Origin of the sequence: Aquitalea sp. USM4, from assembly GCF_004328945.1 — a bacterium.
Taxonomy (GTDB): domain Bacteria; phylum Pseudomonadota; class Gammaproteobacteria; order Burkholderiales; family Chromobacteriaceae; genus Aquitalea; species Aquitalea pelogenes.
On sequence record NZ_CP029539.1, the window covers coordinates 1,656,664 to 1,683,102 of the forward strand.

25 protein-coding genes are annotated in these 26,439 nt (G+C 61.2%); 11 read left to right on the forward strand and 14 right to left on the reverse strand.

The features are described 5' to 3' along the window. Window positions 1–37: 37 nt before the first annotated feature. The 3 genes from DKK66_RS07860 to DKK66_RS07870 all read right to left on the reverse strand — a co-directional run bounded on the left by DKK66_RS07860 (window position 38) and on the right by DKK66_RS07870 (window position 1,979). Window positions 38–337 carry a superinfection immunity protein gene (locus DKK66_RS07860; protein WP_045845971.1) on the reverse strand — a complete coding sequence of 100 codons (300 nt, stop codon included), beginning with the start codon at window positions 335–337 and terminating at the stop codon, window positions 38–40. A 40-nt stretch (window positions 338–377) separates the two neighbouring features. Further along, window positions 378–1,004 carry a LysE family translocator gene (locus tag DKK66_RS07865; protein WP_045845972.1) on the reverse strand — a complete coding sequence of 209 codons (627 nt, stop codon included), beginning with the start codon at window positions 1,002–1,004 and terminating at the stop codon, window positions 378–380. Window positions 1,005–1,085: 81 nt separating this feature from the next. Then, on the reverse strand, window positions 1,086–1,979 hold the full coding sequence (locus DKK66_RS07870) for a DMT family transporter (protein ID WP_131356900.1): 894 nt from the start codon (window positions 1,977–1,979) through the stop codon (window positions 1,086–1,088). Between the two features lie 80 nt (window positions 1,980–2,059). On the opposite strand from DKK66_RS07870, the gene DKK66_RS07875 reads away from it, so the two are divergent. Continuing rightward, a complete protein-coding gene (locus DKK66_RS07875; RefSeq protein WP_062787184.1) occupies window positions 2,060–2,656 on the forward strand; it encodes a helix-turn-helix domain-containing protein in 597 nt (198 codons plus the stop codon). 45 nt (window positions 2,657–2,701) lie between these two features. Here the strand turns inward: DKK66_RS07875 and DKK66_RS07880 are convergent, their stop codons facing one another. Then, window positions 2,702–3,241 carry a DUF2059 domain-containing protein gene (locus DKK66_RS07880; RefSeq protein ID WP_045845975.1) on the reverse strand — a complete coding sequence of 180 codons (540 nt, stop codon included), beginning with the start codon at window positions 3,239–3,241 and terminating at the stop codon, window positions 2,702–2,704. A 117-nt stretch (window positions 3,242–3,358) separates the two neighbouring features. Next, entirely contained in the window at window positions 3,359–3,931 is a 573-nt protein-coding gene (locus DKK66_RS07885; protein WP_131356904.1) for an alpha/beta hydrolase, read from the reverse strand. 227 nt (window positions 3,932–4,158) lie between these two features. Here DKK66_RS07885 and DKK66_RS07890 point away from each other — a divergent pair, with 227 nt between their 5' ends. The 3 genes from DKK66_RS07890 (at window position 4,159) to DKK66_RS07900 (ending at window position 7,184) form a co-directional block, all read left to right on the forward strand. Further along, window positions 4,159–5,157: a sulfate ABC transporter substrate-binding protein gene (locus tag DKK66_RS07890; RefSeq protein ID WP_045845977.1), complete on the forward strand. Its 999-nt coding sequence runs from the start codon at window positions 4,159–4,161 to the stop codon at window positions 5,155–5,157. A gap of 337 nt (window positions 5,158–5,494) precedes the next feature. Beyond that, entirely contained in the window at window positions 5,495–6,268 is a 774-nt protein-coding gene (locus DKK66_RS07895; RefSeq protein ID WP_131356907.1) for an alpha/beta fold hydrolase, read from the forward strand. After that, a complete protein-coding gene (locus DKK66_RS07900) occupies window positions 6,258–7,184 on the forward strand; it encodes a dienelactone hydrolase family protein (protein WP_131356910.1) in 927 nt (308 codons plus the stop codon). The genes DKK66_RS07895 and DKK66_RS07900 overlap by 11 nt, the downstream gene beginning before the upstream one ends. A gap of 99 nt (window positions 7,185–7,283) precedes the next feature. Here DKK66_RS07900 and pyk read toward each other — a convergent pair whose 3' ends face one another. After that, window positions 7,284–8,693, reverse strand: coding sequence for a pyruvate kinase (gene pyk / locus DKK66_RS07905; RefSeq protein ID WP_131356913.1), 1,410 nt, complete (start codon window positions 8,691–8,693; stop codon window positions 7,284–7,286). Window positions 8,694–9,295: 602 nt separating this feature from the next. Between pyk and glpK the strand changes: the two genes are divergently transcribed. The 5 genes from glpK to DKK66_RS07930 all read left to right on the forward strand — a co-directional run bounded on the left by glpK (window position 9,296) and on the right by DKK66_RS07930 (window position 15,546). Continuing rightward, on the forward strand, window positions 9,296–10,792 hold the full coding sequence (gene glpK / locus DKK66_RS07910) for a glycerol kinase GlpK (protein ID WP_062786996.1): 1,497 nt from the start codon (window positions 9,296–9,298) through the stop codon (window positions 10,790–10,792). 241 nt (window positions 10,793–11,033) lie between these two features. Continuing rightward, window positions 11,034–11,738, forward strand: coding sequence for an MIP/aquaporin family protein (locus DKK66_RS07915; RefSeq protein ID WP_045845980.1), 705 nt, complete (start codon window positions 11,034–11,036; stop codon window positions 11,736–11,738). Window positions 11,739–12,029: 291 nt separating this feature from the next. Then, window positions 12,030–13,565 carry a glycerol-3-phosphate dehydrogenase gene (glpD, locus tag DKK66_RS07920; protein WP_131356916.1) on the forward strand — a complete coding sequence of 512 codons (1,536 nt, stop codon included), beginning with the start codon at window positions 12,030–12,032 and terminating at the stop codon, window positions 13,563–13,565. A 308-nt stretch (window positions 13,566–13,873) separates the two neighbouring features. Further along, the gene (locus DKK66_RS07925; RefSeq protein WP_131356919.1) at window positions 13,874–14,608 is read left to right on the forward strand and encodes an AraC family transcriptional regulator; all 735 of its coding nucleotides are present in this window, start codon (window positions 13,874–13,876) and stop codon (window positions 14,606–14,608) included. 74 nt (window positions 14,609–14,682) lie between these two features. Further along, entirely contained in the window at window positions 14,683–15,546 is an 864-nt protein-coding gene (locus DKK66_RS07930) for a DMT family transporter (protein WP_131356923.1), read from the forward strand. Between the two features lie 120 nt (window positions 15,547–15,666). Here the strand turns inward: DKK66_RS07930 and DKK66_RS07935 are convergent, their stop codons facing one another. From DKK66_RS07935 to DKK66_RS07955, 5 genes are all read right to left on the reverse strand, one after another. Next, window positions 15,667–16,215 carry a peroxiredoxin gene (locus tag DKK66_RS07935; protein ID WP_045845983.1) on the reverse strand — a complete coding sequence of 183 codons (549 nt, stop codon included), beginning with the start codon at window positions 16,213–16,215 and terminating at the stop codon, window positions 15,667–15,669. Window positions 16,216–16,372: 157 nt separating this feature from the next. Next, window positions 16,373–17,134 (reverse strand): DeoR family transcriptional regulator, encoded by a 762-nt coding sequence (locus DKK66_RS07940; protein WP_204376859.1) that lies wholly within the window; start codon window positions 17,132–17,134, stop codon window positions 16,373–16,375. Between the two features lie 101 nt (window positions 17,135–17,235). Further along, the gene (locus DKK66_RS07945; RefSeq protein ID WP_131356926.1) at window positions 17,236–17,835 is read right to left on the reverse strand and encodes an MOSC domain-containing protein; all 600 of its coding nucleotides are present in this window, start codon (window positions 17,833–17,835) and stop codon (window positions 17,236–17,238) included. A gap of 7 nt (window positions 17,836–17,842) precedes the next feature. After that, window positions 17,843–18,943, reverse strand: a complete 1,101-nt coding sequence (locus DKK66_RS07950; RefSeq protein WP_131356929.1) for an NAD(P)/FAD-dependent oxidoreductase — start codon at window positions 18,941–18,943, stop codon at window positions 17,843–17,845. Continuing rightward, complete coding sequence (locus DKK66_RS07955; protein ID WP_045845987.1) at window positions 18,943–20,379, reverse strand: PLP-dependent aminotransferase family protein; 1,437 nt, start codon at window positions 20,377–20,379, stop codon at window positions 18,943–18,945. The genes DKK66_RS07950 and DKK66_RS07955 overlap by 1 nt, the downstream gene beginning before the upstream one ends. 114 nt (window positions 20,380–20,493) lie before the next feature. Between DKK66_RS07955 and DKK66_RS07960 the strand changes: the two genes are divergently transcribed. After that, window positions 20,494–21,756: a benzoate/H(+) symporter BenE family transporter gene (locus DKK66_RS07960; protein ID WP_131356932.1), complete on the forward strand. Its 1,263-nt coding sequence runs from the start codon at window positions 20,494–20,496 to the stop codon at window positions 21,754–21,756. A 51-nt stretch (window positions 21,757–21,807) separates the two neighbouring features. Here DKK66_RS07960 and DKK66_RS07965 read toward each other — a convergent pair whose 3' ends face one another. From DKK66_RS07965 to DKK66_RS07975, 3 genes are all read right to left on the reverse strand, one after another. Then, the gene (locus tag DKK66_RS07965; RefSeq protein ID WP_165494124.1) at window positions 21,808–22,812 is read right to left on the reverse strand and encodes a fimbrial protein; all 1,005 of its coding nucleotides are present in this window, start codon (window positions 22,810–22,812) and stop codon (window positions 21,808–21,810) included. A 73-nt stretch (window positions 22,813–22,885) separates the two neighbouring features. Beyond that, on the reverse strand, window positions 22,886–23,131 hold the full coding sequence (locus tag DKK66_RS07970; protein ID WP_131356938.1) for a hypothetical protein: 246 nt from the start codon (window positions 23,129–23,131) through the stop codon (window positions 22,886–22,888). 748 nt (window positions 23,132–23,879) lie between these two features. Next, window positions 23,880–24,329 (reverse strand): DUF441 domain-containing protein, encoded by a 450-nt coding sequence (locus DKK66_RS07975; RefSeq protein ID WP_131356941.1) that lies wholly within the window; start codon window positions 24,327–24,329, stop codon window positions 23,880–23,882. A gap of 373 nt (window positions 24,330–24,702) precedes the next feature. Between DKK66_RS07975 and DKK66_RS07980 the strand changes: the two genes are divergently transcribed. Next, window positions 24,703–26,091 carry an aminopeptidase P family protein gene (locus DKK66_RS07980; RefSeq protein WP_131356944.1) on the forward strand — a complete coding sequence of 463 codons (1,389 nt, stop codon included), beginning with the start codon at window positions 24,703–24,705 and terminating at the stop codon, window positions 26,089–26,091. The last annotated feature ends 348 nt before the right edge of the window (window positions 26,092–26,439 follow it).

The following is a 26,439-nucleotide window of genomic DNA, read 5'->3' on the forward strand; positions in this document are numbered from 1 at the left end:
AGGCTGCCGCCGTCATCAAGCTGCGTGCACGGCGGCGTCAGTCCTCGGTGCGCAAATCGTCACGCTTGATGGCCATGCCCATGGCCACGATCCACGGCAGCAACAGCCAGCCGCCCAGCACATTGATGAGAACCACTTTTTGCAGACGGGGGCTTTTCACCAGCCAGCCGGTGATGCTGGGAATCAGATAAGCCGGAATCATCACCAGCGCGTCGCCCATCCACATGGCGGTGGTGACGAACAGCGGCTGATTGTTGAAGGTGCCATACAGCCACAGCAGCACGGCCAGCGCCAGCACGATGATGAACAGGCCTTTGAGCAGATCGACGATTTTCATGACAGACAAACAGGGGTGATCAGGTAAGCGGCTAGGGTAATCACGCCTTTGCCGCCTTGGCAAACCCCACGGACAAACCTGCTGCAATAAACGCCAGACCGGCACTGATATTCAGCCCGGCAATCAGGCGGGGCCGGGCGGCTATCCAGCGCGCCAGATGGCTGGCACTGATGCCCATCAGGCCAAAACCCAATGTTGTCAGCAAGGCAAACCAGCCGCCCAGCAACATCATCTGCCCGGCCACACTGCCCTGACCGGTGCTGATGAATTGCGGCACGAAGGCCATGATGAAGATGCCCACCTTGGGGTTGAGGCTGCCGGACAGAAAGCCGCTGCGGAACACCTGCCACAGCGGCAAGGGGTCGATACGGGAAAAACGCACCAGGGTGCGGTGGCGGATGGCCTGCCAGCCGAGGTAGACCAGATAGCAGCCACCAGCCAGTTTCACCAGCAGGAAGGCAGTGGCCGAGGCCTGCAACAGTGCGGTCAGCCCCAGCGATGCCGCGGTGACATGCACGAAGATGGCACAGCCGGAGGCGAGCGCCGACATGGCCGCTGCCCGCTTGCCCTGCGACAGGCCACGGGCAATGGCCAGCAGATTGTCCGGGCCCGGTGCCGCCACCAGGGCCAGGCAGGTGAGGGTATACAGCAAAAACGTGTGCGACATGGTTGGCACCTTGCTGGGCACAAAACGCCTATTAAAGCGACAATACCCAGCAAAAACAACTATTTGTGCATTGTTTTCCGCCTAATGGCCCTGACGCCCGCCCAACTGGCTGATCAGCACGCTGGCCACAATCAGTGCGGCACCGCTGATGGCCATCAAGCCCAGCTGTTCGCCGGCCAGTGCGCCAAGCAGGCCCGCCCATACCGGCTCCATCGCATAAATCACGGTGGCCCGTGTGGCGGGGACGGTTTTTTGCGCCCAGTTCATGGCGATCTGGATGACGGCGGTGGCCAGGCCCATGCCCAGCAGGCTGACAAGCAATACCGGATGCGGCTGTGGCGCGGCTTCGCCACTCAGTTGCCAGCCCAGTGCGGCCAGCAAGGACACGGTCAGCAATTGCACCACCGCCACCCGGCGCGGGTGACACTGGCCGGCAAAGCGGCCCACCAGGCTGATTTCCAGCGCAATCATGGCGGCCCCGGCCACAGTCAGCCATTCGCCTGCGCCGAAATTGAATTGCAGGCCACGCGGGTCGGACAACAGCACCAGCCCGCCAAAGGCCACGATGATGCCCAGCCAGGCCGCCAGCCGTGGCCGGTGGCGGAACAGCAGCAGCTGGAACAAGGGCACCAGTGGTACATACAGGCCGGTGAGAAAGGCTGACTTGCTGCTGGGAATCAGCTGCAAACCCAGCGTCTGCAGGCTGTAGCTGCCAAACAGCACGCTGCCTACCAGTGCGCCGGTCAGCAGCTCGCGCCGGGTCAGGCCGTGTAGCTCGCGCCAGCTCAGTAGCAGGGCAATCAGGCCGGCCACGCCAAAGCGCAGGCTGACAAAGCTGAAGGGGCCAGCCCATTGCAGCGCGTGCTGCACCACCAGAAAGGTAAAGCCCCAGATCATGGTGACGCCGATCAGCACCAGGTCTGGCAGGCGGGATGGGCCGGGTGGCAGGCCGGCGGTGGCGGTCAGCGATGTCATGGACGTGCTCTCGTTGCGGGTGGGGAGTCTGTGAAATATAATGCACAAATCACCATTTGGGCAATATATTGCACATGGCCATGAGCAAGGAAGCAAACGGTTCGCTGCAAGTCATGCAAAACGTGGCAGACAATCTGCGTCTGGCACGCCTGCAGCAAGGCTACAGTCAGGAAGTGCTGGCCACGCGGGCGGGCATCAGCCGCCGCATGCTGGTGAATATCGAGGCCGGGGAAAGCAATGCCAGCATTGCGACGGTGGACAAGCTGGCCTCGGCACTGGGGCTGAGTTTTGTCGACGTGGTGCGCCCGCCGTCGTCAAGCGACAAGGCCCGGGCCTTGCCGCTGCGCATCTGGCAGGGCGAGCAGGCCGACAGCCATGCCAGCCTGCTGGAGTCGGTGGTCAAACCCGGTGTGACACTGGAGCTGTGGCGTTGGCAGCTGGCGGCCGGTGACAGCTATCACGCCGAAGCCGATGCGCCCGGCTGCCACGAAGTGCTGTATGTGCTGCAAGGCAGCCTGCAAGTACAACTGGCGCAGCAAAGCCACACGCTGCAAACCGGTCAGTCACTGACTTTTGCCTCGGACCAGGTGTACAGCTATCACAACCGCGACGCGGTGGCATGCGCCTTTACCAAGAACATCCTGATGTATCCACACGGCACGCAGTCGGCGGAATAACAAAAAACGGCCCCGCAGGGCCGTTTTTCATTGTCATGCGCGACCTTATTTGCTGATGGACTTGCCGTAGGTTTCGGCGGCCGTGCGCATTTTCGGCAGCAGGGTCTTTTCGGCGGCAGTCAGCATGTTCTTCATGATGTTGTCGATCACCACCGGCTGTTGCTTCATCAGCTTCTGGCCGGCCGGGGTCTTGTAGAAGGCCACGATCTGCTGCATTTCCGCGGCAGAGAACTGCGCGCTGTAGCTCTTGACCACTTCCTGCTCGAACTGCTTTTTCACAGCGGCAGAGTTGAAATAGTCAGCGGCAGTCTTGTGCACGCCATCAGCATAGGTCTTGAAGCCGTCCTGGGCCTTCTTTTGCTGTTCCGGGCTCAGGTTGACCTTGTTCTTCACCAGATATTCCTGCAGCAGCGGGCCGGCAGAAGCGGTGGTGCGGTTGGCCAGATCATTCGGCATATTGTTCAGGCCGATCACCTGGGCCAGTTCCTTGGCGGCGGCATCCTGTGCGGCATCGGCATGGGCCAGCATCGGCAGGGTCAGTGCAAGGGCGGCAATGGCGGTCTTGATCGGGCTAGCAGCAAACATGGGACATCCTTTTCGGCAATGGCATCTGGGACACAAGGCTGGCAGTGTGACACCGCCAGAGAGTGTGGTCAAAGCTGCTTTGAGGATGTTCGGTCAATGACAGTTCCCGGTCCGGCCTCAGGCCGCCAGGCTGCCCTGGGCGCGGGCACGCTCCAGCAAGGGCGGCAGCAGGGCCAGTCCTTCCTCCCATTGCTGATGGCCGGAGGCCACATTGATATGCCCGGCTTGCCGCAGCCAGGTAAGCGGGCTTTGCCAGTAACCTGCCATGCGTGCGGCGCGGGCAGACTTGCAGAACGGGTCGTTGTCGCTGGCCACCACGCGGCTGACAAAGGGCAGTGGCTGGCGCGGCAACGGGGCAAACGGCATCAGTTCGCGCGGCACGAAGGGTCTTTCCACATCGGCCGGGGCCACCAGCAATGCACCGGCAATCCGTCCCGGCTGCAAGCGGGCATAGTGCGCCACGGTAATGCAGCCCAGGCTGTGGGCAATCACGATGGCCGGGCGGCGTGCCTGCGACAGGGCGTTGTCCAGTCCGGTCAGCCAGCTGTCCAGGTCCGGCTGTTCCCAGTTGTCGTTTTGCACGCGGATGGCGTTGAGGCGCTGTTCCCAGTGGCTTTGCCAGTGATCGGCCGCGCTGCCCCTCCAGCCTGGCTGGATGATGAAATCGAAGTCGTCGGCAATGGTGGTCATGACAGGTTCCCGGAAACAGATGCAGCCACTATAAGTCAGAATCTATAGCCTAAAAAGTGATAAATAATTGTTTTTATATTTCATTTGGTAATTTGATGCGCATGAAAGTGTCGTGGTTTATTAGACTGATTTTGAATAACAGAATAAGAAACAATCATTTCTAGTGCTAAGCAAATCCTGATTACAGTGTGCCCATCAAACGACGCACATCGCCTCAGGAGCCACTCATGACTATCCGCACCAATCTGAAAGCGCTGGCAGCCGTGCTGCTGCTGGCTGTGACACCGCTGAAGGCAGCCGAACTGCTGAATGTGTCCTACGACCCCACCCGCGAGCTGTATCAGGATGTGAACAAGGCCTTTGCCGAGCAATGGAAGAAAAAGACCGGCGAAGAGCTCACCATCAAGCAGTCGCATGGCGGTTCGGGCAAGCAGTCGCTGTCCATCCAGCATGGTCTGGCTGCCGACGTGGCCACCCTAGCCCTGGCTTACGATATTGATGTGCTGGCCGATGAAGGCTTGCTGCCGAAAAACTGGCAAACCCGCCTGCCGGACAACAGCTCGCCCTACACCTCCACCATCGTGTTCCTGGTGAAGAAGGGCAACCCGAAGAACATCAAGGACTGGAATGACCTGGTGCGCAATGACGTGCAGGTGATCACGCCGAACCCGAAAACCTCCGGTGGCGCACGCTGGAACTATCTGGCGGCCTGGGGTTATGCGCTGAAGAAGAACGGTGGCAACGAAGCCAAGGCCCGTGCCTATGTGGCCGAGCTGTACAAGCACGTACCGGTACTGGATTCCGGCGCACGTGGTGCCACGCTCACCTTCACCCAGCGCGGTCTGGGCGATGTATTGCTGGCCTGGGAAAACGAAGCCGTGCTGGCGGTAAAGGAAATGGGCCCGGACAAGTTTGACATCGTCACCCCGTCCATCTCCATTTTGGCCGAGCCGCCAGTGGCCGTGGTGGACAAGGTGGTGGACAAGAAAGGCACCCGCAAGCAGGCCGAGGCCTATCTGAAGTTCCTGTACACCCCGGAAGGCCAGACCATTGCAGCAGAAAACTACTACCGCCCGCGTGACCCCAAGATTGCGGCCAAATACGCCAGCCAGTTCCCCAAGGTGAAGCTGTTCACCCTCAAGGACGTGTTTGGCGACTGGCGCAGCGCGCAGAAAAAACACTTTGCCGATGGCGGCGTGTTTGACCAGATCTACAGCAAGAACTGATTTTCTCCAGCAAGGATGAACCATGACAGGCCGCACGATGCGGCCTGTCTGATTTTGATTGCCTCACTCGCTTTCTGAAAGAAAAGCGAGGCACCCTTACAGGGTAAGGGCGGGGGGATAGGGAATAGATGGAAAGGCTGCGGAATCAGTCACTTCATCGAAAGGCCCGGCTTTGCCGGGTCCAGTAGGTTCGACACGAATCACTGTGTCAGCAGTCTGACAGGCCGCACGATGCGGCCTGTTTTGCATTCCGTTTCCATTCTGTCTGCATCTGCCGCTTGTCACATGGCTGCGGTAGACTGAGCGACGCTCAATTCATCTGTTTCCCGCCATCCGCATGCAAGTATTTCACAGCCCTCATGGGGCATTGCGTTATCACGACCTGCCCGGCAGCGGCGTGCCGCTGCTGTTTGTGCATGGCCTGGGCTGTGCCGCTTCCAGCGACTTTCCCCGCGTGGCGGCTGATCCTGCGCTGGCCGGGCGCAGGCGTCTGCTGCTGGATTTGCTGGGTGCCGGTTTTTCCGACCGGCCGGACGACTTTGCCTACAGCGTGGCCGCGCATGCCGAAACCGTGGCGGGCCTGATCGATCATCTCGGCCTGCCGCAGCTGGACATCGTCGGCCACAGCATGGGCGGGGCCGTATCCATTAACGCCAGCAGCCTGCGCCCGGACAAGGTGGCGCGGCTGGTGTTGCTGGAGCCGAATCTGGATGCCGGCGGCGGCGTGTTCAGCCGCGCACTGGCGGCCATGAGCGAGCAGGAATTCGTCAGCCGTGGCCAGCGCCGCATGGCGCGGCTGGCCAGCCGTGAAGGCAGCCCGCTATGGGCGGGGTCGCTCTCTGCCAGTCATGCGCCTGCCGTGCACCGTGCGGCGGTATCGCTGGTACAGGGTGGTGACCCCGGCTGGCGCAGCCAGTTATTGGCGCTCTCCATGCCGCGCAGTGTGGTGGTGGGCGAGCGCTCCTTGCCTCAGCCGGGGCTGACCAGTCTTGCGCAAGATGGAGTGAGCGTGCATGTGCTGGCTGATGCCGGCCATGCCATGAGTGAAGACAACCCTGCCGGCCTGGCGGCTTTGCTGGCAGACATTCTGGAGCAAGACCATGTGGCGTGAATGCCGCTGTTACTGCTTGGTCATCTTGCTGGCTCTCGGTCTGGTGCTGCCGGTACGGGCTGCCAGTCTGCCTGCCCCTCAGGAAGTCAGCATTCCACTGCCCGGCGCCGGTCTGTTTGGCAGCACACTGGACATGCCGGCACTGCTGTACCGCCCGGCAGGGGACGGACCGTTTCCGGTGCTGCTGTTTTCCCATGGCCGTGCCGGCAGCACGCAGGAGCGCCATCAACTGAAATACCCCATGGGCCGCAGCCAGATTGCCTACTGGCTGGCCAAGGGCTTCATCATCGTGGCGCCCATCCGGCCGGGCTATGGCAGCACCGGCGGTGGCGACCCGGAATATCACAGCGCCCGCATGCAGGCTCCGGGCCAGTGCAGTGGCCATCCGGATTATCGCCATACCGCCGAGGCAGGCGGTGCGGCAGTGCAGGCTGCCATCCGCTGGATAGCGCAGCAGCCTTGGGGCGCGGGGCAGCCCATCGTACTGGAAGGCCAGTCGGTGGGCGGCCTGCTGACGGTGGCGGTGGGGGCCAGCTCACCGCCTGGCGTGGTGGCCTATATCAACTTTGCCGGTGGTGCCGGTGGCAACCCGGAAAAATCGCCCGGACAAAGCTGCGAGCCACAAGCCCTGACGGCCTTGTATGCCGACTTTGGCCGCCACACCGTATTACCCAATCTGTGGCTGTATGCCGAAAACGACCAGTACTGGGGAGCGGATGAACCCGTCGCCTGGCATCAGGCCTTCGCTGCAGGCGGCAGCCCCACCCGCTTTGTCCATGCGCCTGCGGTGGCAGATGGCGATGGCCATGGCCTGAGCCGTCACCCGGCCGCACTGTGGGCGGCAGCGCTGGATGACTTCTTGCAAAGCCTGCCGGTGCTGGCCGGGCGCATGAATCGCGTCGCTGCAATACCCTGATGTCCGGGTGCTGCCAACGTCGGCAGCAATAAATGAAAAGCCGCCAGTGGATGTTGCACTGGCGGCTTTTTTCATGCGGCAGATGGCCACGTTGGATGATCAGGGATACACGATGCGCAACAGGTTGGTGGCTCCCGGCGTACCGAATGGCACACCGGCGATGATCACCATCGGCTTGCCTTGTTCGGCCAGCCCCAGCTTGGTGGCGCAGAAGGTGGTTTTCACCACCATGTCTTCCAGGTTTTCCGCATCCGGCCCGTTATAGGCCACCACGCCCCATACCAGGGTCAGGCGGCGGGCGGTGCTCAGTCGTGGCGAGATGCCCATGATGGGGGTGTGCGGTCGTTCGCGCGCCAGGCGCAGGCAGGTGGAACCGGAGGTGGTGAAGGCGGCGGATACGGTGACCGGCAGGATGGCGGCCACCTTGCGCACGCAGGCGGCAATGGCATCGGCCTGTTCCGGGGCATCGGCGGCGCTGTAGTCCAGTGCCATCACGCGGCGGTAGTCCGGTGCGCTTTCCACGCGGCGGATCACCCGGTCCATGATCTGTACTGCTTCCACCGGGAAGGAGCCGGCGGCGGTTTCCGCTGACAGCATCACCGCGTCGGCACCTTCATACACGGCGGTGGCCACGTCGTTGGCTTCGGCACGGGTAGGGGTGGGGGCGGTAATCATGGATTCCAGCATCTGGGTTGCCACAATCACCGGACGGCCCAGGTGACGGCACTGATGCACGATGCGGCGCTGTACCACCGGCACGTCTTCCGGCGGCAGCTCCACGCCCAGGTCGCCACGCGCCACCATCACCGCGTCGGCCAGCTCGGCAATCTCGTCCAGCTGGTCCACGGCCGACGGTTTTTCAATCTTCACCACAATGCCCACGCTGCTGCCTATCATCTGGCGCAGTTCGCGTACGTCTTCAGCTGTTTGCACAAAGGACAGCGCAATCCAGTCTGCCCCTTCCTGCAGGGCGAATTCGGCGTCCTTGCGGTCTTTCGGGGTAATGGCCGACAGCGGCAGGATGGTTTGCGGCAGGTTGAACCCCTTGCGGTCGGACAGCTCGCCGCCTACCACCACGGTGGTTTCAATCACCCGGTCCTGTACACGTTCCACGTGAAACGACAGCTTGCCGTCGTTCACCAGGATGTGATGGCCGTGTTCCAGCGCGGCAAAGGCTTCAGGGTGCGGCAGGGTGACCTGGCTGGCATCGCCGTCCACCTGGTCCAGCACAAAGCGGTAGGGCTGGCCCACGCGCACGGTGACCGGCCCTTGCGGGAAGGTGCCAATGCGCAGCTTGGGGCCTTGCAGGTCCACCAGCACGCCAATGGGGCGACCAAGCTCGGTTTCGGCGGCGCGGATGGCAGCCAGCCGGGCACGGTGATCGTCGTGGCTGCCATGACTCATGTTCAGACGGAATACGTTCACCCCGGCGCGGGCCAGCGCCAGGATTTGCTGCGGGGTGCTGGATGCCGGGCCCAGCGTGGCGAGAATCTTGGTATTGCGGAGCATGTACTTGTCCTTGTCGATGCCGGCCTGCGTGGCCGTGGCGCGGTGTTGTCCGGGGACCTGATCTGCTGGCGGATTGCCAACGGCTGTCTCTTGGTTTTTGCCATGCTGCCACAACTGGCATGTAGTGGCTTTGCTACCTTGCAGGCACTTGGGCGGGGTGTTGCCACCTTGTCAGTCGGGAAATATTCCGGGTGCGTGATATGTGCGTTTTGCTTGCGTTGTCTGACGCTGGTGTTGTTATTTTGCCTCGTCCGGCGAATGGTGATGTTTGCTGCAAAGCAAGAAAATGCAAAATCCTTGTAGTGAAAGGCTTACAGACCATTTGCATTTCGGCTATCTTGCGCTGCAAAAACGGCATTGCCAGGCCGGTACGTGGTCGGAATCAGGCTGGTGGCGAAAGTTTCATGCGTATTGATTGACAGCTGAAGCGTGTTAACTAGAATGAGCCGAAAATAAAACGAACAATATAAATACAAAAAACAACATAACAAAGATTGCCCGCCCACCCCGTCTTGCGCAGGGCCTGTGGCGTTGCCGTCAAAACCAGTCAGCAAAAACGCTCGGCCAGCAACGGCCTTTGGATTGCCAAGGAGACACCTCACATGAAGAACCAGTTCATTCTGGCGCTGGATCAGGGCACGACCAGTTCGCGTGCCATTCTGTTCAACCAGGCTGGCGACATCGTATCGCTGGCGCAAAAGGAATTCCGCCAGATTTACCCCCAGCCGGGCTGGGTGGAACACGACCCGCAGGAAATCTGGGGCGGGCAGGCCGGTGTGGCTGCCGAAGCCGTGGCCAAGGCCGGTATCGATGGCCGCAGCATTGCCGCCATCGGCATTACCAACCAGCGTGAAACCACCATTGTGTGGGACCGCGAAACCGGCCTGCCGGTGTATAACGCCATCGTCTGGCAAGACCGCCGCACCGCCGCCTTCTGCGACCAGCTGAAGGAACGCGGCCTGGCCGACACCATCCGCAGCAAGACCGGCCTGCTGGTGGATGCCTATTTCTCCGGCAGCAAGATCAAGTGGATTCTGGACAATGTGCCGGGTGCACGTGCCCGTGCCGAGGCCGGCAAGCTGGCCTTCGGCACCGTGGACAGCTGGCTGATCTGGAACTTCACCCACGGCAAGGTGCACGTTACCGACGTGTCCAATGCCTCGCGCACCATGCTGTACAACATCCACACCCTGGAGTGGGATGCCGAACTGTTGGACATCCTGAGCATTCCGGCCAGCATGCTGCCGGCAGTAAAAAGCTCCAGCGAAGTGTACGGCCACACCCATGCCGCCCATCTGGGGGTGGAAATCCCGATTGCCGGCGTGGCAGGCGACCAGCAGGCCGCCTTGTTCGGCCAGCAATGCACCCGTCCGGGCATGGTGAAAAACACCTACGGCACCGGCTGCTTCATGATGATGAATACCGGTGAACAGCCGATTGAATCCACCAACAAGCTCTTGACCACCATTGCCTGGCAAGTGGATGGCAAGGTGCATTACGCGCTGGAAGGTTCCATTTTCATTGGTGGTGCGGTGGTGAAATGGCTGCGCGACGGCCTGGGCATCATCCGCCATTCGGCCGATGTCGGCCCGCTGGCGCAGGAAGTGGCCGACAGTGACGGCGTCTACCTGGTTCCGGCTTTTGCCGGCCTGGGTGCGCCGCACTGGAATCAGGATGCGCGCGGCACCATCGTCGGCGCCACGCTGGGAACCAAGGCCGCGCACATTGCCCGCGCCGCGCTGGACAGCATTGCCTACCAGACCATGGACGTGCTCAAGGCGATGGAAGCCGATGCCGGCATGGCCATTGCCGAATTGCGCGTGGATGGCGGAGCCACCGTCAACGAACTGCTGATGCAGTTCCAGTCCGACATTCTCGGTGTGGACGTGGTACGGCCGAAAATTACCGAAACCACCGCGCTGGGTGCGGCCTATCTGGCTGGTCTGGCAGTGGGTTACTGGGCCGGGGTGGAGGACATCCAGGGCCAGTGGCAGCTGGATCGTCGCTTCCAGCAAGGCATGGCGGCTGAACAGGTCGATGCCAATGTCCGTGGCTGGGTGCGCGCCGTCAATGCCGCCAAGGCCTGGGCCGACGCCTGATGACCGTCCCTCGCACGGCGGCTGTCCGTGCTGCCCGCACCAATGCCCGGGGTGTGTGCAGCTGGCCTGATGCCGCCAGCCCGGCCGTGTGAATTTCCTGTGTGATGTATGGCAGCAGCCGGTGGCCGGACGACAGCAAGATCGTCCCGCCCGGGCCTCCTGCCAGTAACTGACGCCATGAAAGAGCAGCCATCAGCCAGAGTAGCCGGTGGTAGCGGGAATCATGGCGCGGAGACCCTGCATGAACCCTTTGTTTGGTGAATTTATCGGAACGGCCCTGCTGGTATTGCTGGGCAATGGCGTGGTAGCCAATGTGCTGCTGAGCAATACCAAGGGCCATAACAGCGGCCTGATCGTGATTGCCTTTGGCTGGGCGATGGCGGTGTTTGTCGGTGTATTCAGCGTGGCGGCCATCAGTGGTGCGCACCTGAACCCTGCAGTCACCGTGGCGCTGGCGGTGGCCGGCAAGTTTGAATGGGCACGTGCTCCGGGTTACATCCTGGCGCAGATGCTGGGCGGCATGATGGGTGCGCTGCTGGTGTGGGTGATGTATCGCAAGCATTACGAAACCACCGACTGCGCGGATTTGAAGCTGGCCACCTTCTGCACCGGCCCGGCTATCCGCAGCCTGCCGGGCAATCTGCTGTCCGAGGTGCTGGCCACCTTCGTGCTGGTGTTTGCCATTCTCAGCATGGTGGCGCCCAAGCTGTCGCTGGGTGCGATGGATGCGCTGCCGGTGGCCTTGCTGGTACTGGGTATCGGTGTGTCGCTGGGCGGCACCACCGGCTATGCGATGAGCCCGGCGCGCGATCTGGCGCCGCGCATCATGCATGCGCTGCTGCCCATTCCGGGCAAGGGTTCCAGTGACTGGGGCTATGCCTGGGTGCCGGTAGTCGGTTCCTTGCTGGGTGGCACGCTGGCGGCGCTCACTTATACCCATCTGTAAACCTGTTGCTCCTGGTGCCCCGCTGCTGGCGGGGCCGGCAAGCCACCTGCGGGTGGCTTTTTTTCGTCCGCGGCATGGCTGCTCCAGCGGATGGGCGATAAATGGAATGCAAAACAAAGATTGTTGTGGTCAATACGCACATTGCAACGCACAAAACGAACATAAACGAACATTATGTGTTGAATTGATCTTCGTATGACGCTACGCTAACACCATCAACACACGCAATCCGCCTTCTTGCCCTGTAGTGACAGGCGCAAGCCGGATACAGACAAGACCGAGGATGAAACTGTGAAACCCTACGACCTGATGGTGATTGGTGGCGGCATCAATGGAGCCGGCATTGCCCGCGATGCAGCAGGCCGCGGCCTGTCGGTGCTGCTGTGCGAAAAGGACGATCTGGCCGCGCATACCTCGTCGGCCAGCACCAAGCTGATTCATGGCGGCCTGCGCTATCTGGAATATTACGAGTTCGGTCTGGTGCGCAAGGCGCTGCAGGAGCGCGAAGTGCTGCTCAAGGCCGCGCCACACATCATCTGGCCCTTGCGCTTTGTCATGCCGCACGACCAGGCCCAGCGTCCGGAATGGATGATCCGCTGCGGGCTGTTCCTGTACGACCATCTGGCCCGGCGCGAAGTACTGCCCGGCTCGGAAACCATCAGCTTTGCCAAACATCCGTCCGGCGCACCGCTGAAAGCCGCATTCAAGCGTGGCTTTGTCTATTCCGACGGCTGGGTGCAGGACGCCCGGCTGGTGGTGCTCAACGCCATGGCGGCCGCCGAGCACGGTGCGCGCATTGTCACCCGTACCGCCTGTGTGGCGGCGCGGCGCGAAGGCGAAAACTGGCTGTGCACCTTGCAACACGAAGATGGTCGTCAGGAGCAGGTGAGGGCGCGCGCGGTGGTGAATGCCGCCGGTCCCTGGGTGGAAAGCCTGCTGAAAGACACCTTGCAGCTGCCGTCGCCCAAGTCCATCCGTCTGGTGAAAGGCAGTCACATCGTGGTGAAAAAGCTGTTCGATCACCCCTATGCCTATATTTTCCAGAACCCGGACAAGCGCATCATTTTTGCCATCCCGTACGAAAACGACTTCACCCTGATCGGCACCACCGATGTGGAATACCACGGCGACCCCGGCAGCGTGCAGATTGATGGCGACGAGGTGGACTACCTGTGCCGCATGAGCAACCGCTACTTCAACAGCCAGATCGGCCCGGACGACGTGCTGAGCACCTATTCCGGCGTGCGCCCGCTGCTGGACGACGAAGCCAGCAATGCCTCCAGCGTGACGCGTGATTATTCGCTGGAACTGGACCATAACGGTGCGCCGATGCTGTCGGTGTTTGGCGGCAAGATCACCACCTACCGCAAGCTGGCGGAAGAAGCCGTGGACCGCCTGGCACCGCTGCTGGGCAATCAGCAGCCCACCTGGACGGCCGGTGTGCCGCTGCCCGGTGGCGACATGCCGAATGCCGATGCGGCGGCTTTCCTGGCGGCCAGCCAGCAGCGCTATCCATGGCTGCCTGCTGCTCTGGTGCAGCGCTATGTGAAAAGCTACGGCACGCGGCTGCATACGCTGATCGGCAGTGCCCGCAGCCTGGCCGACCTGGGCGAAGAAGTGCTGCCCGGCGTGTATGAGGCCGAATTAAGTTATCTGGTGGATCAGGAATGGGCGACCAGTGCCGAGGACATCCTGTGGCGACGCAGCAAGCTGCGTCTGCACCTGCCAGCCAATGCCAGTGTCGTGCTGACTGACTGGCTGGCCCGTTATCGCCAGTGCGCGGTGCAGCCGGACAGTACCGTAGTGCACAGCACCCAGCCGGGCTAAGCGTCACGATTTGTTGTGGTCGTATCTTGTTGTATCAGGGCTTGCGCCCATCTCCTCCCGTAGGCCCAGGCTGCTGACAAAGTGATTTGGTGCGATTGCACAGGACCCGGCAAAGCCGGGCCTTTCGACTCACAGATTGATTCCGCAGCCTTTCTATCTATTCCCGATTCCCCCGCCCTTGCCCTGCAAGGGAGCCTCGCTTTCCTTGCAGAAAGCGAGAGTAATCTGTGACCAACACCCTGGTTGGTGGGGCATTTTTTTTGTACGAACATGCACCCAGCCCCAGCCCGCCCCGCTACCATAGCCGGATGTCCCGCCATGACGACCTGTTGCTGGAGCTGCGCAGTTACCAGCAGGAAAGCCACCAGCATCAGCATGATTACCATCAGCTGGTGCTGCCGGCGCATGGCTGCCTGGAGCTGGATGTCGAGGGCCGTGGCGGCGTGGTGCAGGCCGGCCAGCTGGCGGTGATTGCCGCAGGTAACAGCCATGGCTTTGCTGCACCCGGTGACAATGCCTTCGTGGTGGCCAATGTTCCGGCCACGCTGGCACCGCAGTTGGCCAGCCTGCCTGCCTTTTTGCCGCTGGACGCCGGCATGCTGGCTTATGTGGAGTTTCTGCGCGCCGAGCTCTCCCGGCCTCATACGGGTGAAAACGGCAGGCGGCAGATGCTGCTCTTGCTCACCCAGTTACTGGCGGAGCGTGCCGGGGCCGACAGCAGGCTGGACCGGCGGGTGGCCGCTGCCCGCGCAGTGCTGGATGCGCGCTTTGCCGAGGACATCAGCCTGGCGCAGCTGGCGGCGGCGGCCCACCTGAGCGTGCGCCAGCTGTCGGAGCTGTTCCGCCGCCAACTGGGCATGAGCCCCGGCCAGTACCAGCTGGAGCAGCGTATGCAGCATGGCTGGCTGTTGCTGGAGCAGGGCAGCTTGCCGGTGCAGCAGGTGGCCGAGCAATGCGGCTATGCCAGCCTGTCCGCCTTCAGCGACCGCTTCCGCCGCCATTTCGGCATCGCGCCCAGCCATTTCCGCCATCCGGCCAAATAAGCCCGCCAGCCCGGCAAAGTCGCCGCGCGCCATCCTGCCTACACTGCGCTTTTGCTTGTCTGGGAGTATTGCCCATGCTTACCCGCCACCAGGCTACGCTGATCGGCAGCCTGTCCATCCTGCTATGGGGCAGCCTTGCGCTGCTGACCCGGCTGACGGCCGGAGTGTTTCCGCCCTTTCAGCTATTGGCCATGACCTTTGCGCTGGCCTTTGGCCTGATGCTGGCCAAATGGCTGCGCGCCGCTCAGTCGCCTATCCGTTTTCTGCGTCAGCCGCCCCTGGCCTGGGCGCTGGGAGTGGGCGGCTTGTTCGGTTATCACTTTTGCTATTTCCTGGCCATGCGGCTGGCCCCGGCGGTGCAGGTCAGCCTGCTGGCCTATTTGTGGCCGCTGCTGATTCTGCTGTTTTCCGCCTTGCTGCCCGGCCATCGCCTGTCACGCTGGCATCTGTTGGGCGGCCTGCTGGCGCTGGGTGGCTGCTGGCTGTTGCTGGGTGGCGGGCAGGGCGGTTTTGCCCGCCAGTACCTGCCCGGCTACCTGATGGCCTTGCTGTGCGCGCTGATCTGGTCGCTGTACTCGGTGGCCAGCCGTCTGGTGGCACAGGTGCCGACCGATGCGGTGGGCTGGTTCTGTGCCGCAACTGCCTTGCTGGCGGCGCTGTGTCATCTGTACGGGGAGAGCACGGTATGGACTGCACCATGGACGGCCTGGCTGGGCGTGCTGGCCCTGGGGCTGGGGCCGGTGGGTATTGCCTTCTTCACCTGGGATATCGGCATGAAGCAGGGCAATCTGCCGCTGCTTGGCGTGCTGTCCTACGCCGCACCGCTGATCTCCACGCTGTTGCTGCTGGGCGCAGGCCTGGCCACGCCCAGCTGGAGCCTGTTGCTGTCCTGCTTTGCCATTATCGGCGGAGCGGCGCTGGCGGCGCGGGCTGGCTGAGACCGGTTTAGAGCCGCTCACAAAACCTCGTAGAGCACCCGAGTCAAGGCGCGCTGACGCAGACAGTACAGTGAGTACGGCAAGTCGGCGCTACGCAGCATCGGGGAGTGTGAGCGGGTCTTAGTGCCCCGCTGCCTTCCACGCTTCCAGCGCCTTCAGCGTATTGCTGACATGCTGGTCTGGGGCCATGGCGTTATAGCTGTACCAGACTTTATGGTCCGGCGTGATGACGTAGGAGACGCGGCTGGCGTAGCTGGTGCCGGGAATCATCACCGCGTCGTAGGCTTTCATGATCTTGCGATCCTTGTCCGCCGCCACCGGGAATTTACTGCGGCATTCGGACACGGAAAAGCGTTGCAGCTTTTCGATGTCATCGCCGGACACGCCGATCACCGTGGCGCCCAGCGCCTTGAACTTGTCGGTGGCTTCGGCAAACAGGTGGGCTTCCACCGTGCAGCCGCTGGTAAAGGCCGCCGGGTAGAAGTACAGCACCACCGGGCCGTGGCTCAGCGCCTCGTTCAGCGAGTAATGAAAGCGTTTGCCGCCCAGCGAAGCTTCGGTGCTGAAGTCGCTGGCCGGGGCACCTTTGCTCAGTTCGGCCTGGGCCGTGGTGGCCAGCAGCAGGGCGGACAGGCCGATGGACAGGGTGTGGCGGGTGAATGCAGACATGGGGGGCTCCTCGACATTCGGGCTGGAACAGTTTTTGGCAGCTTGATGTGGCAGAGGTTCGCACAGCGCGGCTGGCAAAACCTCGCAGAAAATCCGGGTCAGGGCCTGCCGACGCAGACAGTACAGCAAGTACGGCAAGGCGGCTTTTTAGCAGGTCTCAGTCGGCGACAAACAGCTGGGTGCCCGCTTCGGCAATCACCGCCTGCATTTCCGGCGGCACCGGCTTGTCGGTAAACAGCGCATGCACCTGTGACAGATGGCCCAGTTCCACCAGCGCCGGGCGGCCGAACTTGGAATGGTCCGCCGCCAGCAGCACCTGGCGCGATTGCTGGATGATGGCTTCCGAAGTGCGTACTTCACGATAGTCGTAATCGCGCAGCACGCCATCGTTTTCGATGCTGGAAATGCCGATGATGCCGTAGTCCACCTTGAACTGGCGGATCAGCTGCACCGTGGCTTCGCCGGTGATGCCGCGGTCGCGCTTGCGCAGCACGCCGCCCAGCACGATGACTTCGCAATCCGGGTAGTCGCACATCATGTCGGCCACGTGCAGGTTGTTGGTGATCACCCTGAGGCCGCGATGGCGGTGCAGTGCCTTGGCCACTTCTTCAGTGGTGGTGCCGATATTGATGAACAAGGAGGCATTGTCGGGAATCTGCTTGGCCAGCAGCGCGGCCAGACGGCGCTTTTCCTCGATGCACAACACCTGACGGGCGTTGTAAGCCACGTTTTCCACGCTGGACAGCACGCTGGCACCACCGTGATAGCGCTGCAGCAGCTGGTGTTCCGCCATCAGCGCAATGTCGCGGCGTATGGTCTGGTGGGTGACGCCAAAATGGGCGGCCAGCTTTTCCACGGTGACATAGCTTTCGCGATGGACGATGCCCAGCAGTTCCTGCTGGCGCTGATTGAGAATGATCATGGTGGCGGGTCGTTTGTCAGTATGCTGCAGTGTTGGAGGCTGTCTGATTCTACATGAGCGGCGCATTTCGCCAAATGCTGTCGGCTTATGCGGTGGCTTCAATCCAGTCGGCGCAAGCGGCGGCGGAAGGCGTCGGCCATGCTCAGCTCTCGCGGGCCGGGCAGGATGCGGAAGCTTTCCCCGGCGCGCAGCGTGCCGGTTTGCAGTACCGCCAGATAAAAGCCGCAATGCCCGCTTTGCGCCATCAGCTTCACCGCCAGGCGCATGTCCATGTGTGCCTGGAACTTGAAGCAGGGCTGGCGTGGTTCGGTAATCTGCAGTCGGCAATCGGCAAATTCCAGCACATCGCCCACGTAGGCATGCTGTTCCAGCAGGCCGCTGATGGTGAGGTTTTCTCCCAGCATGCCGTGGTGTAAAGCACTGCCGGCATGGCGCGAACCATGCTGCTGGCAGGCTTGCTGCCAGAACGGGTAGTGCTCCAGCGGATAGGCGTAGATGGCCTTGGCCAGCCCGCCGTGTACGGTGGGGTCGGCCTGCTCGTCGCCCGCCAGCCCCAGCTTGCCCACCGCAATGGACTCGGGCCGTTGCAGGGTGCTGACCGGCAGCTTGTTGATGCCGCTCATGATGCGGCGGCCTTCGATCAGCATGGGGCTGACTGCCGCCAGATTGATGGAGTGCAGGGTGGGGCTGTCTGTCATGTCGGTCTCATATGTGTTGATTGGCCATGGCACCCACCAGCGCCGCCAGCGCCAGGCAACTGGTCAGGCCGGGGGATTCGATGCCGTACAGATTGATCAGCCCGGCCACGCCATGCTGTGCCGGGCCCTGGATGACAAAGTCGGCATCCGGCGCGCCCGGCCCTGCCAGTTTGGGGCGCACCCCGGCATAGCCCGGCTGCAATGCACCGTCCGGCAACTGCGGCCACCAGCGGCGGATGCTGTGATAGAAGGCAGCGGCGCGCGCCGGGTCCAGCCGGTAGTCCACGCCGTCTATCCATTCCACATCCGGGCCGAAGCGCGCCTGTCCGGCCAGATCCAGCGTCAGGTGGCAGCCCAGCCCGCCCGCTTCCGGCAGCGGGTAGATCAGCCGCGAAAACGGCGAACGCCCGCTCAGGCTGAAATACACACCACGGGCATAGTGGGCGGTCGGGATGGTTTCACGTGGAACACCGGCCATGCTGGCGGCCATGGCAGGTGCCCAGGCACCTGCTGCGTTGATGACCAATCTGGCCTTGATGGTGATGTCGGCGATTTCCAGTTCCATGCCATCTGCCACTACCCGGCCACGGCTGAGCGGGGAATGGCAGGCCAGTTGCGCGCCGTGGGCTTCGGCATCAGCCAGCAGGGCTTGCAGCAAGGCGTGGCTATCGATAATGCCGGTGGAGGGAGACAGCAAGGCGGCATGTGCTTGCAGTTGCGGCTCCAGCGCACGCACCCCGGCGGCATCCAGCCATTGCAGATCCTCCACGCCATTGGCGACAGCGCGGCGGGCAATATCCTGCAAGCGCGGCATGTCGGCAGCTGTGTTGGCCAGCAGCAGCTTGCCGATACGCTGTTGCGGGATGTGCCGCTCGGCACAATAGCGGTACAGCATGGCGCGGCCCTGCACGCACAGCCGCGCCTTCAGGCTGCCCGTGGGGTAGTACAGCCCGGCGTGAATCACCTCGCTGTTGCGGCTGCTGCAATGCTGGCCAATCTGGCCTTCTGCCTCGCAAACCAGCACCTCGCGCCCGGCCATGGCCAGTTGGCGGGCAATGGCCAAGCCCACCACGCCCGCGCCTATCACCACGCAATCCACCTGATCCATCACAGCCGTCCGGCCAGTTGTTCTGCTGCCAGCCAGCCCAGCAGGTGGATGTCCTCGGCCAGCTGGGTGGACCAGGGCTGGCCGCAGTTGATACGCAGGCAGTGGCCAAAACGCGGCTCGGCAGAAAATACCAGGCCGGGAGCAAAGCTGATGGAGCGGGAGAGCGCGGCTTCCAGCAGGGCCTGGCTGTCCAGCCCTTCCGGGCCTTCCACCCACAGCAGCATGCCACCCTGTGGCCGCCGTACGCGGGTGCCACGCGGGAAGGCGTCCAGCACGGCATCGCTCAATTGTTCCATTTGCTGTTTCAGCTGCTGGCGAATGCGCTGGCTGATGCGGGCGTAGTCGCCGCTGGCCAGCATCTCGGACAACACGCCAAGCAGGATGGCCGGGCTGACCAGGCTGCTGCTTTCGCGCAGCCGCTCCAGCGCGGCGTGGTGACGCCCGCCGGACAGCCAGCCCAGACGGAAGGCCGGGGCAAAACTCTTGGTGAAGGACGAGCAGTAAATCACGTCGCCGTCATGGTCCCAGGCCTTGAGCGGGGCCGGATGCTGGTTGCCGAAATACAGCTCGCCGAATACATCGTCCTCGATGATGGTGAGGCCGTGACGGCGCGCCAGTTGCAGCAGGCGCTTTTTGTTGTCGTCCGGCATCAGCGCCCCGGTGGGGTTCTGGAAGTTGGTCACCGTTACCAGGCATTTCACCGGCGCACCGTGGCGCAGGGCGAATTCCAGCGCCTCCAGCGACAGCCCGGCATCCGGCGTGCACGGAATCTCCAGCGCCTTCAGGCCCAGTGATTGCAGGGTTTGCAGCAGGCCGAAGTACACCGGAGTTTCCACCGCCACCACATCGCCCGGGCGGGTGAGGTGGCGCAGCGACAGGCTGATGGCTTCGGTAATGCCCTGGGTGAACAGGATGTGGTCGGCCGGAATATCCAGCTGCCAGCCAGAGGCCAGACGGCGTATTTGCTGGTACAGCTGTTGCTGGTCGGCGGTGGGCAGGTAAGCGCCAATCAGCTCCGGCTGGCGGGCCAGCCGCATTTGCATGCGTCGCGACAATTCCTGCGCCGGATACAGGCTGTGGTGCGCCTCGGCCATGTGCAGCTGCTGGCGGATGGACGAGGCCGACAGGCGGATCAGATTGCTCATGCGGCTGTCCACGTCCACCAGCGCGGCGGCAGTGGGGCCGGGCGGGGTGATATGGCCGCTTTCCGCTACATGGCGCGGCAGCGCAGCAAAGAAACCGCTGCGTGGACGCGCCACCACACGCTGCTGTTCTTCCAGATGGCGGTAGGCCGCCAGTGCTGTCAAGGTGTTGACGCCGTGTTCGGCTGCCAGCTGACGCACAGCAGGTAGGCGGCTGCCCGGCGGCCATTCGCCACTGTCCAGCCGCGCTTGCAGCTGGCGGGCGATATGCAGGTAGAGCGGAGTGTCGGTCATCGCTGTTCTATATAACAGATTCAGCCCAGTCTACGCTGTTTGCCCGCCGTGTGGGAAGGCAGACCGGCCGACATTGTTTACCCTGTGTGCATTGACGCATCCTGGAGTTCATCCATGTCCACGCTTTCCCCGCGAGAGTCTCCTGCCAGCCAGACGCATGCTGATCGTGTGCCGTTCAGCTGGTCCCATTTCTCGCCTTCGGCCGGGCTTGCCGCAGTGCTGGCACTGCTGGTGGGTTATTCCGGCCCCTTTCTTATCATTGTGCATGCCGCCCAGTCTGCCGGGCTGAGTGCCGCCCAGCTTGGCTCCTGGGTGTGGGCGGTGTCCATTGCCTCCGGCGTGGCCGGTATCTGGCTGACGCTGCGCTGGCGCGTTCCGGTCATTACCGCCTGGAGCACCCCCGGCGCGGCGCTGCTGCTGGCAGCGCTGCCCGGCGTGCCCTATGGCGAGGCAGTGGGGGCGTTCCTGGCTGCCGCCGTCATTGTCACCCTGGTGGGGGTGAGCGGTGCCTTCGACAAGCTGATGAAGATTTTCCCGGCCTCACTGGCGGCCGCCATGCTGGGCGGCATCCTGTTCCACTTTGTTGCCGACGTGGCCGCTGCCGCCAGCCAGCAGGCATTGCTGGTGGTGCCGATGACGGTACTGTTCTTCATCGGCCGCAAGCTGTTTCCGCGCTTTGCGCTGCTGGCCGCCATTGGCCTGGGGCTGGCCATTGCCAGCTGGCAAGGCATGTACGGTACGGCGGGCAGCTGGCAGGGCAGCAGCGGCCCCTTGTTCACCATGCCGCAGTGGTCGTGGACGGCTTTCGTCAACCTGGCCTTGCCGCTGGCCTTGCTGGCACTTACCAGCCAGTTCTTGCCCGGCATGGCGGTGCTGTCTGCTTCCGGTTACCACATTCCGGCCCGCTCGCCGGTCACCGTGCTGGGTCTGGCTTCAGTCATCACCGCGCCGCTGGGCGGACATGGCGTGACGCTGGCGGCTATCATCGCCGCCATCTGCACCGGGCCGGAGGCCCACCCGGACCCGCAACGCCGCTACATGGCCGGGCTGGTGTGCGGAGTGCTCTACATCGTGCTGGGCATTGCCGGTGGTGCACTGGCCGGCCTGGTGCTGCTGCTGCCCAAGGCACTGGTGGTGACTGCCGCCGGGCTGGCGCTGTTCGGCACGCTGGCGTCCTCGCTTACCGCCGCGTTGATGGACGAAGGCCACCGCGAAGCCGCCTTGCTCACCTTTGTCGTGGCAGCATCGGGTGTCACCATCGCCGGACTCGGCTCGCCGCTGTGGGCGGTACTGGCCGGTGGCAGCGTAAGCTGGCTCTTGAAAGCGCGCCCCAAAAGCACGCCGGCCAGCAAGCCGGTGATGCAGGGCAAAAACTGAGTGTTGAGTCAGACAAGACAATGGCCGCCTGCATGCGCAAGCGGCCATTTTTTATTGGTAGGACAGGGTGAAGGTGGCCGTGGAGGATAAGCTTCCAGGAGTCACAGTGCCGGTACGAATATATGAGGCGCTGAAAGGGAAGCTTTGCACGCCGGCGAGGTTGGAGTTCAGCACAATCTGGTTGGTGGTGCCGGGTTCGGCTAAGTCCGGACCAAAACTGATGATCTTACCGTTGTATTGCAATTGAATGCCCACGCCTTTGGCGGTCGATGTTGTAGCAGGGGTCAGAATATTCGTGGTTTGACCGATATTGTTGTTGTCGGTAAAGGTGATATTCAGATTGATATTGCTTGGGCAGGTAATGGTCAAACGGAAAGGGGTGGAGCCAGCAATACTATTGGTATTGGGTAAGCTGGATCGTGCTATTTGCGGGAGATTAATATTAGTAATGCTACCTGATAGCAAGCTGCAAGTGTTAACGGTCAGGTTGAATGGATTGAAATTTATGGCCATGGTCGTGATTACGTCATTAACCCCTGAACGATTTTCCCATATTATGAAATTTTTTGTGTTTATCGAAATACTACTGGCACTTTTTATTGGTCCTGTTTTATAAAATTGAATACGTACTTTGGCGTTGAAGTTGAATGCTTTTGTTGTTGTTTTACAGGTGAGAAATGGTACCCATTGCAAGGTGTTAGAGCAAAAGTTGGTTGGCTCGATGGCCAATGCATAGCCAATGCCAGGGGCAGATGTTGAGAAAATAGTTCTACCATCAATGCTAATGGCGGTTGTGGTCTGATTCCCGATATCCCGGCCGGTAACGCTGGTTCCTCCGGTATCTGTGCATTTGAAAATATCGGTTGCGGCAGAGATCAATTCGCTGCCAATTTTTCCGTTAAGCGGAATAGCGTTGAGATTAAATTGCTGATCAGGAATAGAGAAGGTAATGTTGGTGGGCGTGCATGCGGCAAATGCAGCTGATGCCGGAACGATAGTAAAGAAAATGAATGCATATAAACTGGTACTTGGTGCTTTAATGCTGAGGCGAAACATGCCAAATATCCGGGATATGGTGCTGATAATCTGCGGTGTAGTGGTAATGTATTTCATTTTCATATACTCTAAGCTAAATTTGCCTGGAAAATGTAAATAAATAAGTGAGGAAAATGTGGGGAAATCCCAATAAATATTTGGCAATTTCTTTTGCCGAGAATAGGGTGCTCGATGTAATGCATGGTGTATTAGCGACCGGCAAGGTGATATGGCTGTTGGCAAACACTCGTACCGGATAGGATGCAAGAGTATTAGGATGAAAAAATGTTTCCTGTGTCAGCAGCGGCATGTTTAATTGTTTACCGGTAAAATACTTCATATTTTTTCCTGTTAATTGAGTTTGATGAGTGATGTTGTCATTTTTATTGATGATGCGAGGAGGCTGGCCTGCGTGTCTGATTTGATCTTGTCAAGGCGGAATCAGGTTTTGAATTCTAGTTAAATAAAATAACGCTACATCAATGTTTTTTCCTGAAAATCATTGGAAATTTCCTAGTGTTACATATTGATCGGCAGTAATATGTTAAATAAGTTTTTTGGTATGGAATAAAATAATGGTCATATTTCATGCAACAAGCTGTCATATTTCAGGTGCTTGCATTGATGGAATAGCCAAGTAAAAAGCGTGGGCGATGTTGTCTGAGGGTGCCTGTCAACACTGCCGCAGCAGTCCAAGCCGGCCTGCCAGTTGTTGTTTGTCGGCAATGCTGATGCGCGAACGAACTACCTCGACAACATCTTTCCCTTTGTCAGGGTTCCCGTTTTTGCTATTTCTTTGGCCAGAACCGGCTGGGCATGAGGGTGCTCTCCGGTGGAAGTGTCAGCTGGCTCTTGAAGGCGCGACCCAAAAGCACGCCGGCCAGCAAGCCGGTGATGCAGGGCAAAAACTGAGTGTTGATTCAGACAAGACAATGGCCGCCTGCATGTGCAAGCGGCCATTTTTATTGGCAGGACAGGGTGAACGGGCTGCTGACGGGCAGCGAAGACCGCGCGGTCATTCAGGCTGCTGTGCCCAGCAACAGTACATCGACCTGCAATCTGCTGCGTCTTGAGGCAATCCGGGCGGCTCAGAGCTTCAGCAGCCCCAGTACCAGCGCAACCACGCCGCCGGCAATCAGCGGCCCCACTGCCAGCCCACGGAAAAAGCACACGCCGATGAGCGTGCCTATCATCAGTGCCGTTACCGCTTCGGGTGAAGACTTCATGAAGGGCACGCCCTGCCCGGCAATCCAGGCCACCAGCAAACCGGTCAGCACCGCGATGATGCCGGCGGGCGACTTGAACACATTGGCAATGCTGTTGCCATCCACCCGGCCGGATACCACTGGAACCAGCACGGCGGCGGTAAGGATGGCGACGCCAACATTGATGCCTTTGGATTCGATTACCGGCAACCAGCTGTCCAGCCCCAGCAGCTTGATCAGCAGCAAGACCAGCGCGGCAATGGATACCGTGAAATTGTTGCCCATCAGCGAGATGGCCAGGATGAACAGGATGGGGAGATTGTCAAAATGCATGCGTATCACTTGAGAAAGAAAGGCGTGAATCCGGCCAAATGAGCACGCTGGCAAGGCCTGCCGGGGCAGCTGCCGTGCCAGAACAAAAGCCATGCAATTATACGGCGGTCAGCCCGACAAGCTGCCGGCAATCAGCAGCTAAATATTGATTGCATGCCACTGCTGCTGGCCGTGTGCCAGCTTCTGCACAGAGAGGTTGCAGCTGTCTGCACACACCATGAGAGCTGCCTGGTGGCAATGCTGGTCATGTTCCGGCTTGCCGTGTACAGTGTCTGCTCTGTATACAATCCGCAGTTTGCGTGATTTTTCGCCATAAAATGCCAGCTGGCCGGTAGTTGTGCGGATGGCATGGCCAGATAAAGGAGTGTGAGTGATGTTTTCTGCTGCCACCTATCAGCAGCGCCGCAGCGCGCTGCAGCAGTCCATGCCGGACAGCCTGTTGCTGTTTGTCGGCAATGTGGATTCGCCGATGAACTACCACGACAACATCTTTCCCTTTGTGCAGGATTCCAGCTTCCGCTACTTCTTTGGCCAGAACCAGCCGGGCATGGCGGCGCTGATCGACACTGCCGCAGGCACTACCACCCTGTTCGGCAATGACCCGGACGTGGCCGACATCGTGTGGACCGGCCCGCTGCCAACGCTGGCCGAGCGCGCCGCCTCTGCCGGTATCAGCCACAGCCAGCCTTATGCTGCGCTGGAGCAAGCGCTGGCTGCCGCCCGTGCTGCCGGGCGCACTGTCCACTATCTGGCACCCTATCGCGGCGAGACCAAACTGGAGCTGGGCCGCTTGCTGGCTGTGCATCCGGCCGAGGTGGCGGCAGGTTTTTCCGCTGCGCTGACCCGCGCGGTGGTGGCGCTGCGTGAAATCAAGAGCGCGGAAGAAGTGGCGGAAATGGAAGCGGCGCTGGCGGTGACCGGTGCCATGCATGTGGCCGCCATGCAGGCCTCGCGCCCCGGTGTGGTGGAACATCAGGTGGTGGGCATCATGGAAGGCATCATGCGCCGTCACGACTGGCAGCTGGCTTATCCGTCGATTTTCTCGCGTCGCGGCGAAGTGCTGCACAACCATGCCCACGACAATGTGCTGCAAAAGGGCGACCTGGTATTGAACGACACCGGCTGTACTTCTGGTGGCGGCTACGCCAGCGACATTACCCGCACTTTCCCGGTGGGCGGGCGGTTCAACCAGCAACAGCGCGAGCTGTACAACATCGTGCTGGACATGCAGTTGCAGGCCATTGCCGCGATCAAGCCCGGCGTGCGTTACCTGGACGTGCACAAGCTGGCGGCGCGGGTGATGGTGGAAGGCATGAGCGCGCTGGGCTTTTTCCACGGCCCGGTGGCGGAGATTGTCGAATCCGGAGCCTATGCCATTGCCTTCCCGCATGGCCTGGGGCATCAGATCGGCATGGACGTGCACGATATGGAAGGCCTGGGCGAGGACCTGGTGGGCTATGACGACAGCGTGCAGCGCAGTCCGCTGTTCGGCCTGGGCTATTTACGGCTGGGCAAGGCATTGAAGGCGGGCATGGTGCTGACGGTGGAACCGGGCATTTATTTCATTCCGGCGCTGATTGCCGCCTGGCAGGCCGAGGGCCGTCACAGCCAGTACATCAACTATGAACGCTTTGCCGACATGAGCGGTTTTGGCGGCATCCGCATTGAAGACAATGTGCTGGTGACGGAAACCGGCAGCCGCGTGCTGGGCGAGCCCATCCCCAAAACGGTGGAAGAGCTGGAAGCCATCATGCAGATGTAAGCTGTTTTGCTATCGCTCCAGCAAAGAAACCGCCTTCACGGCGGTTTTTTCATGTCCGGCGTGGCAGGAGGGGAGGGGGTATGACCGCGATCACTGGTCGGTCGGGCAGGGATGCAGTACAAGAGGCAGGTCTGGCGGGCTGGGCTGGCCACCTTGATTTTTCAGCACGGCTTGTGACTGTATTAGCGGTTGCAGAAGCTGGCCGCTTGCGGGCAACACTTATTTGCAGCTTGGGCCATCACGATGGCCTTGCATCTGGAAAATCCTGCCTAGAATGAAATCTGGGCCGGAATAGGGGAGACAGTTCCGGTGCAACCCGTCAGCGACGTGACAGCCTGCCTGCCGCGC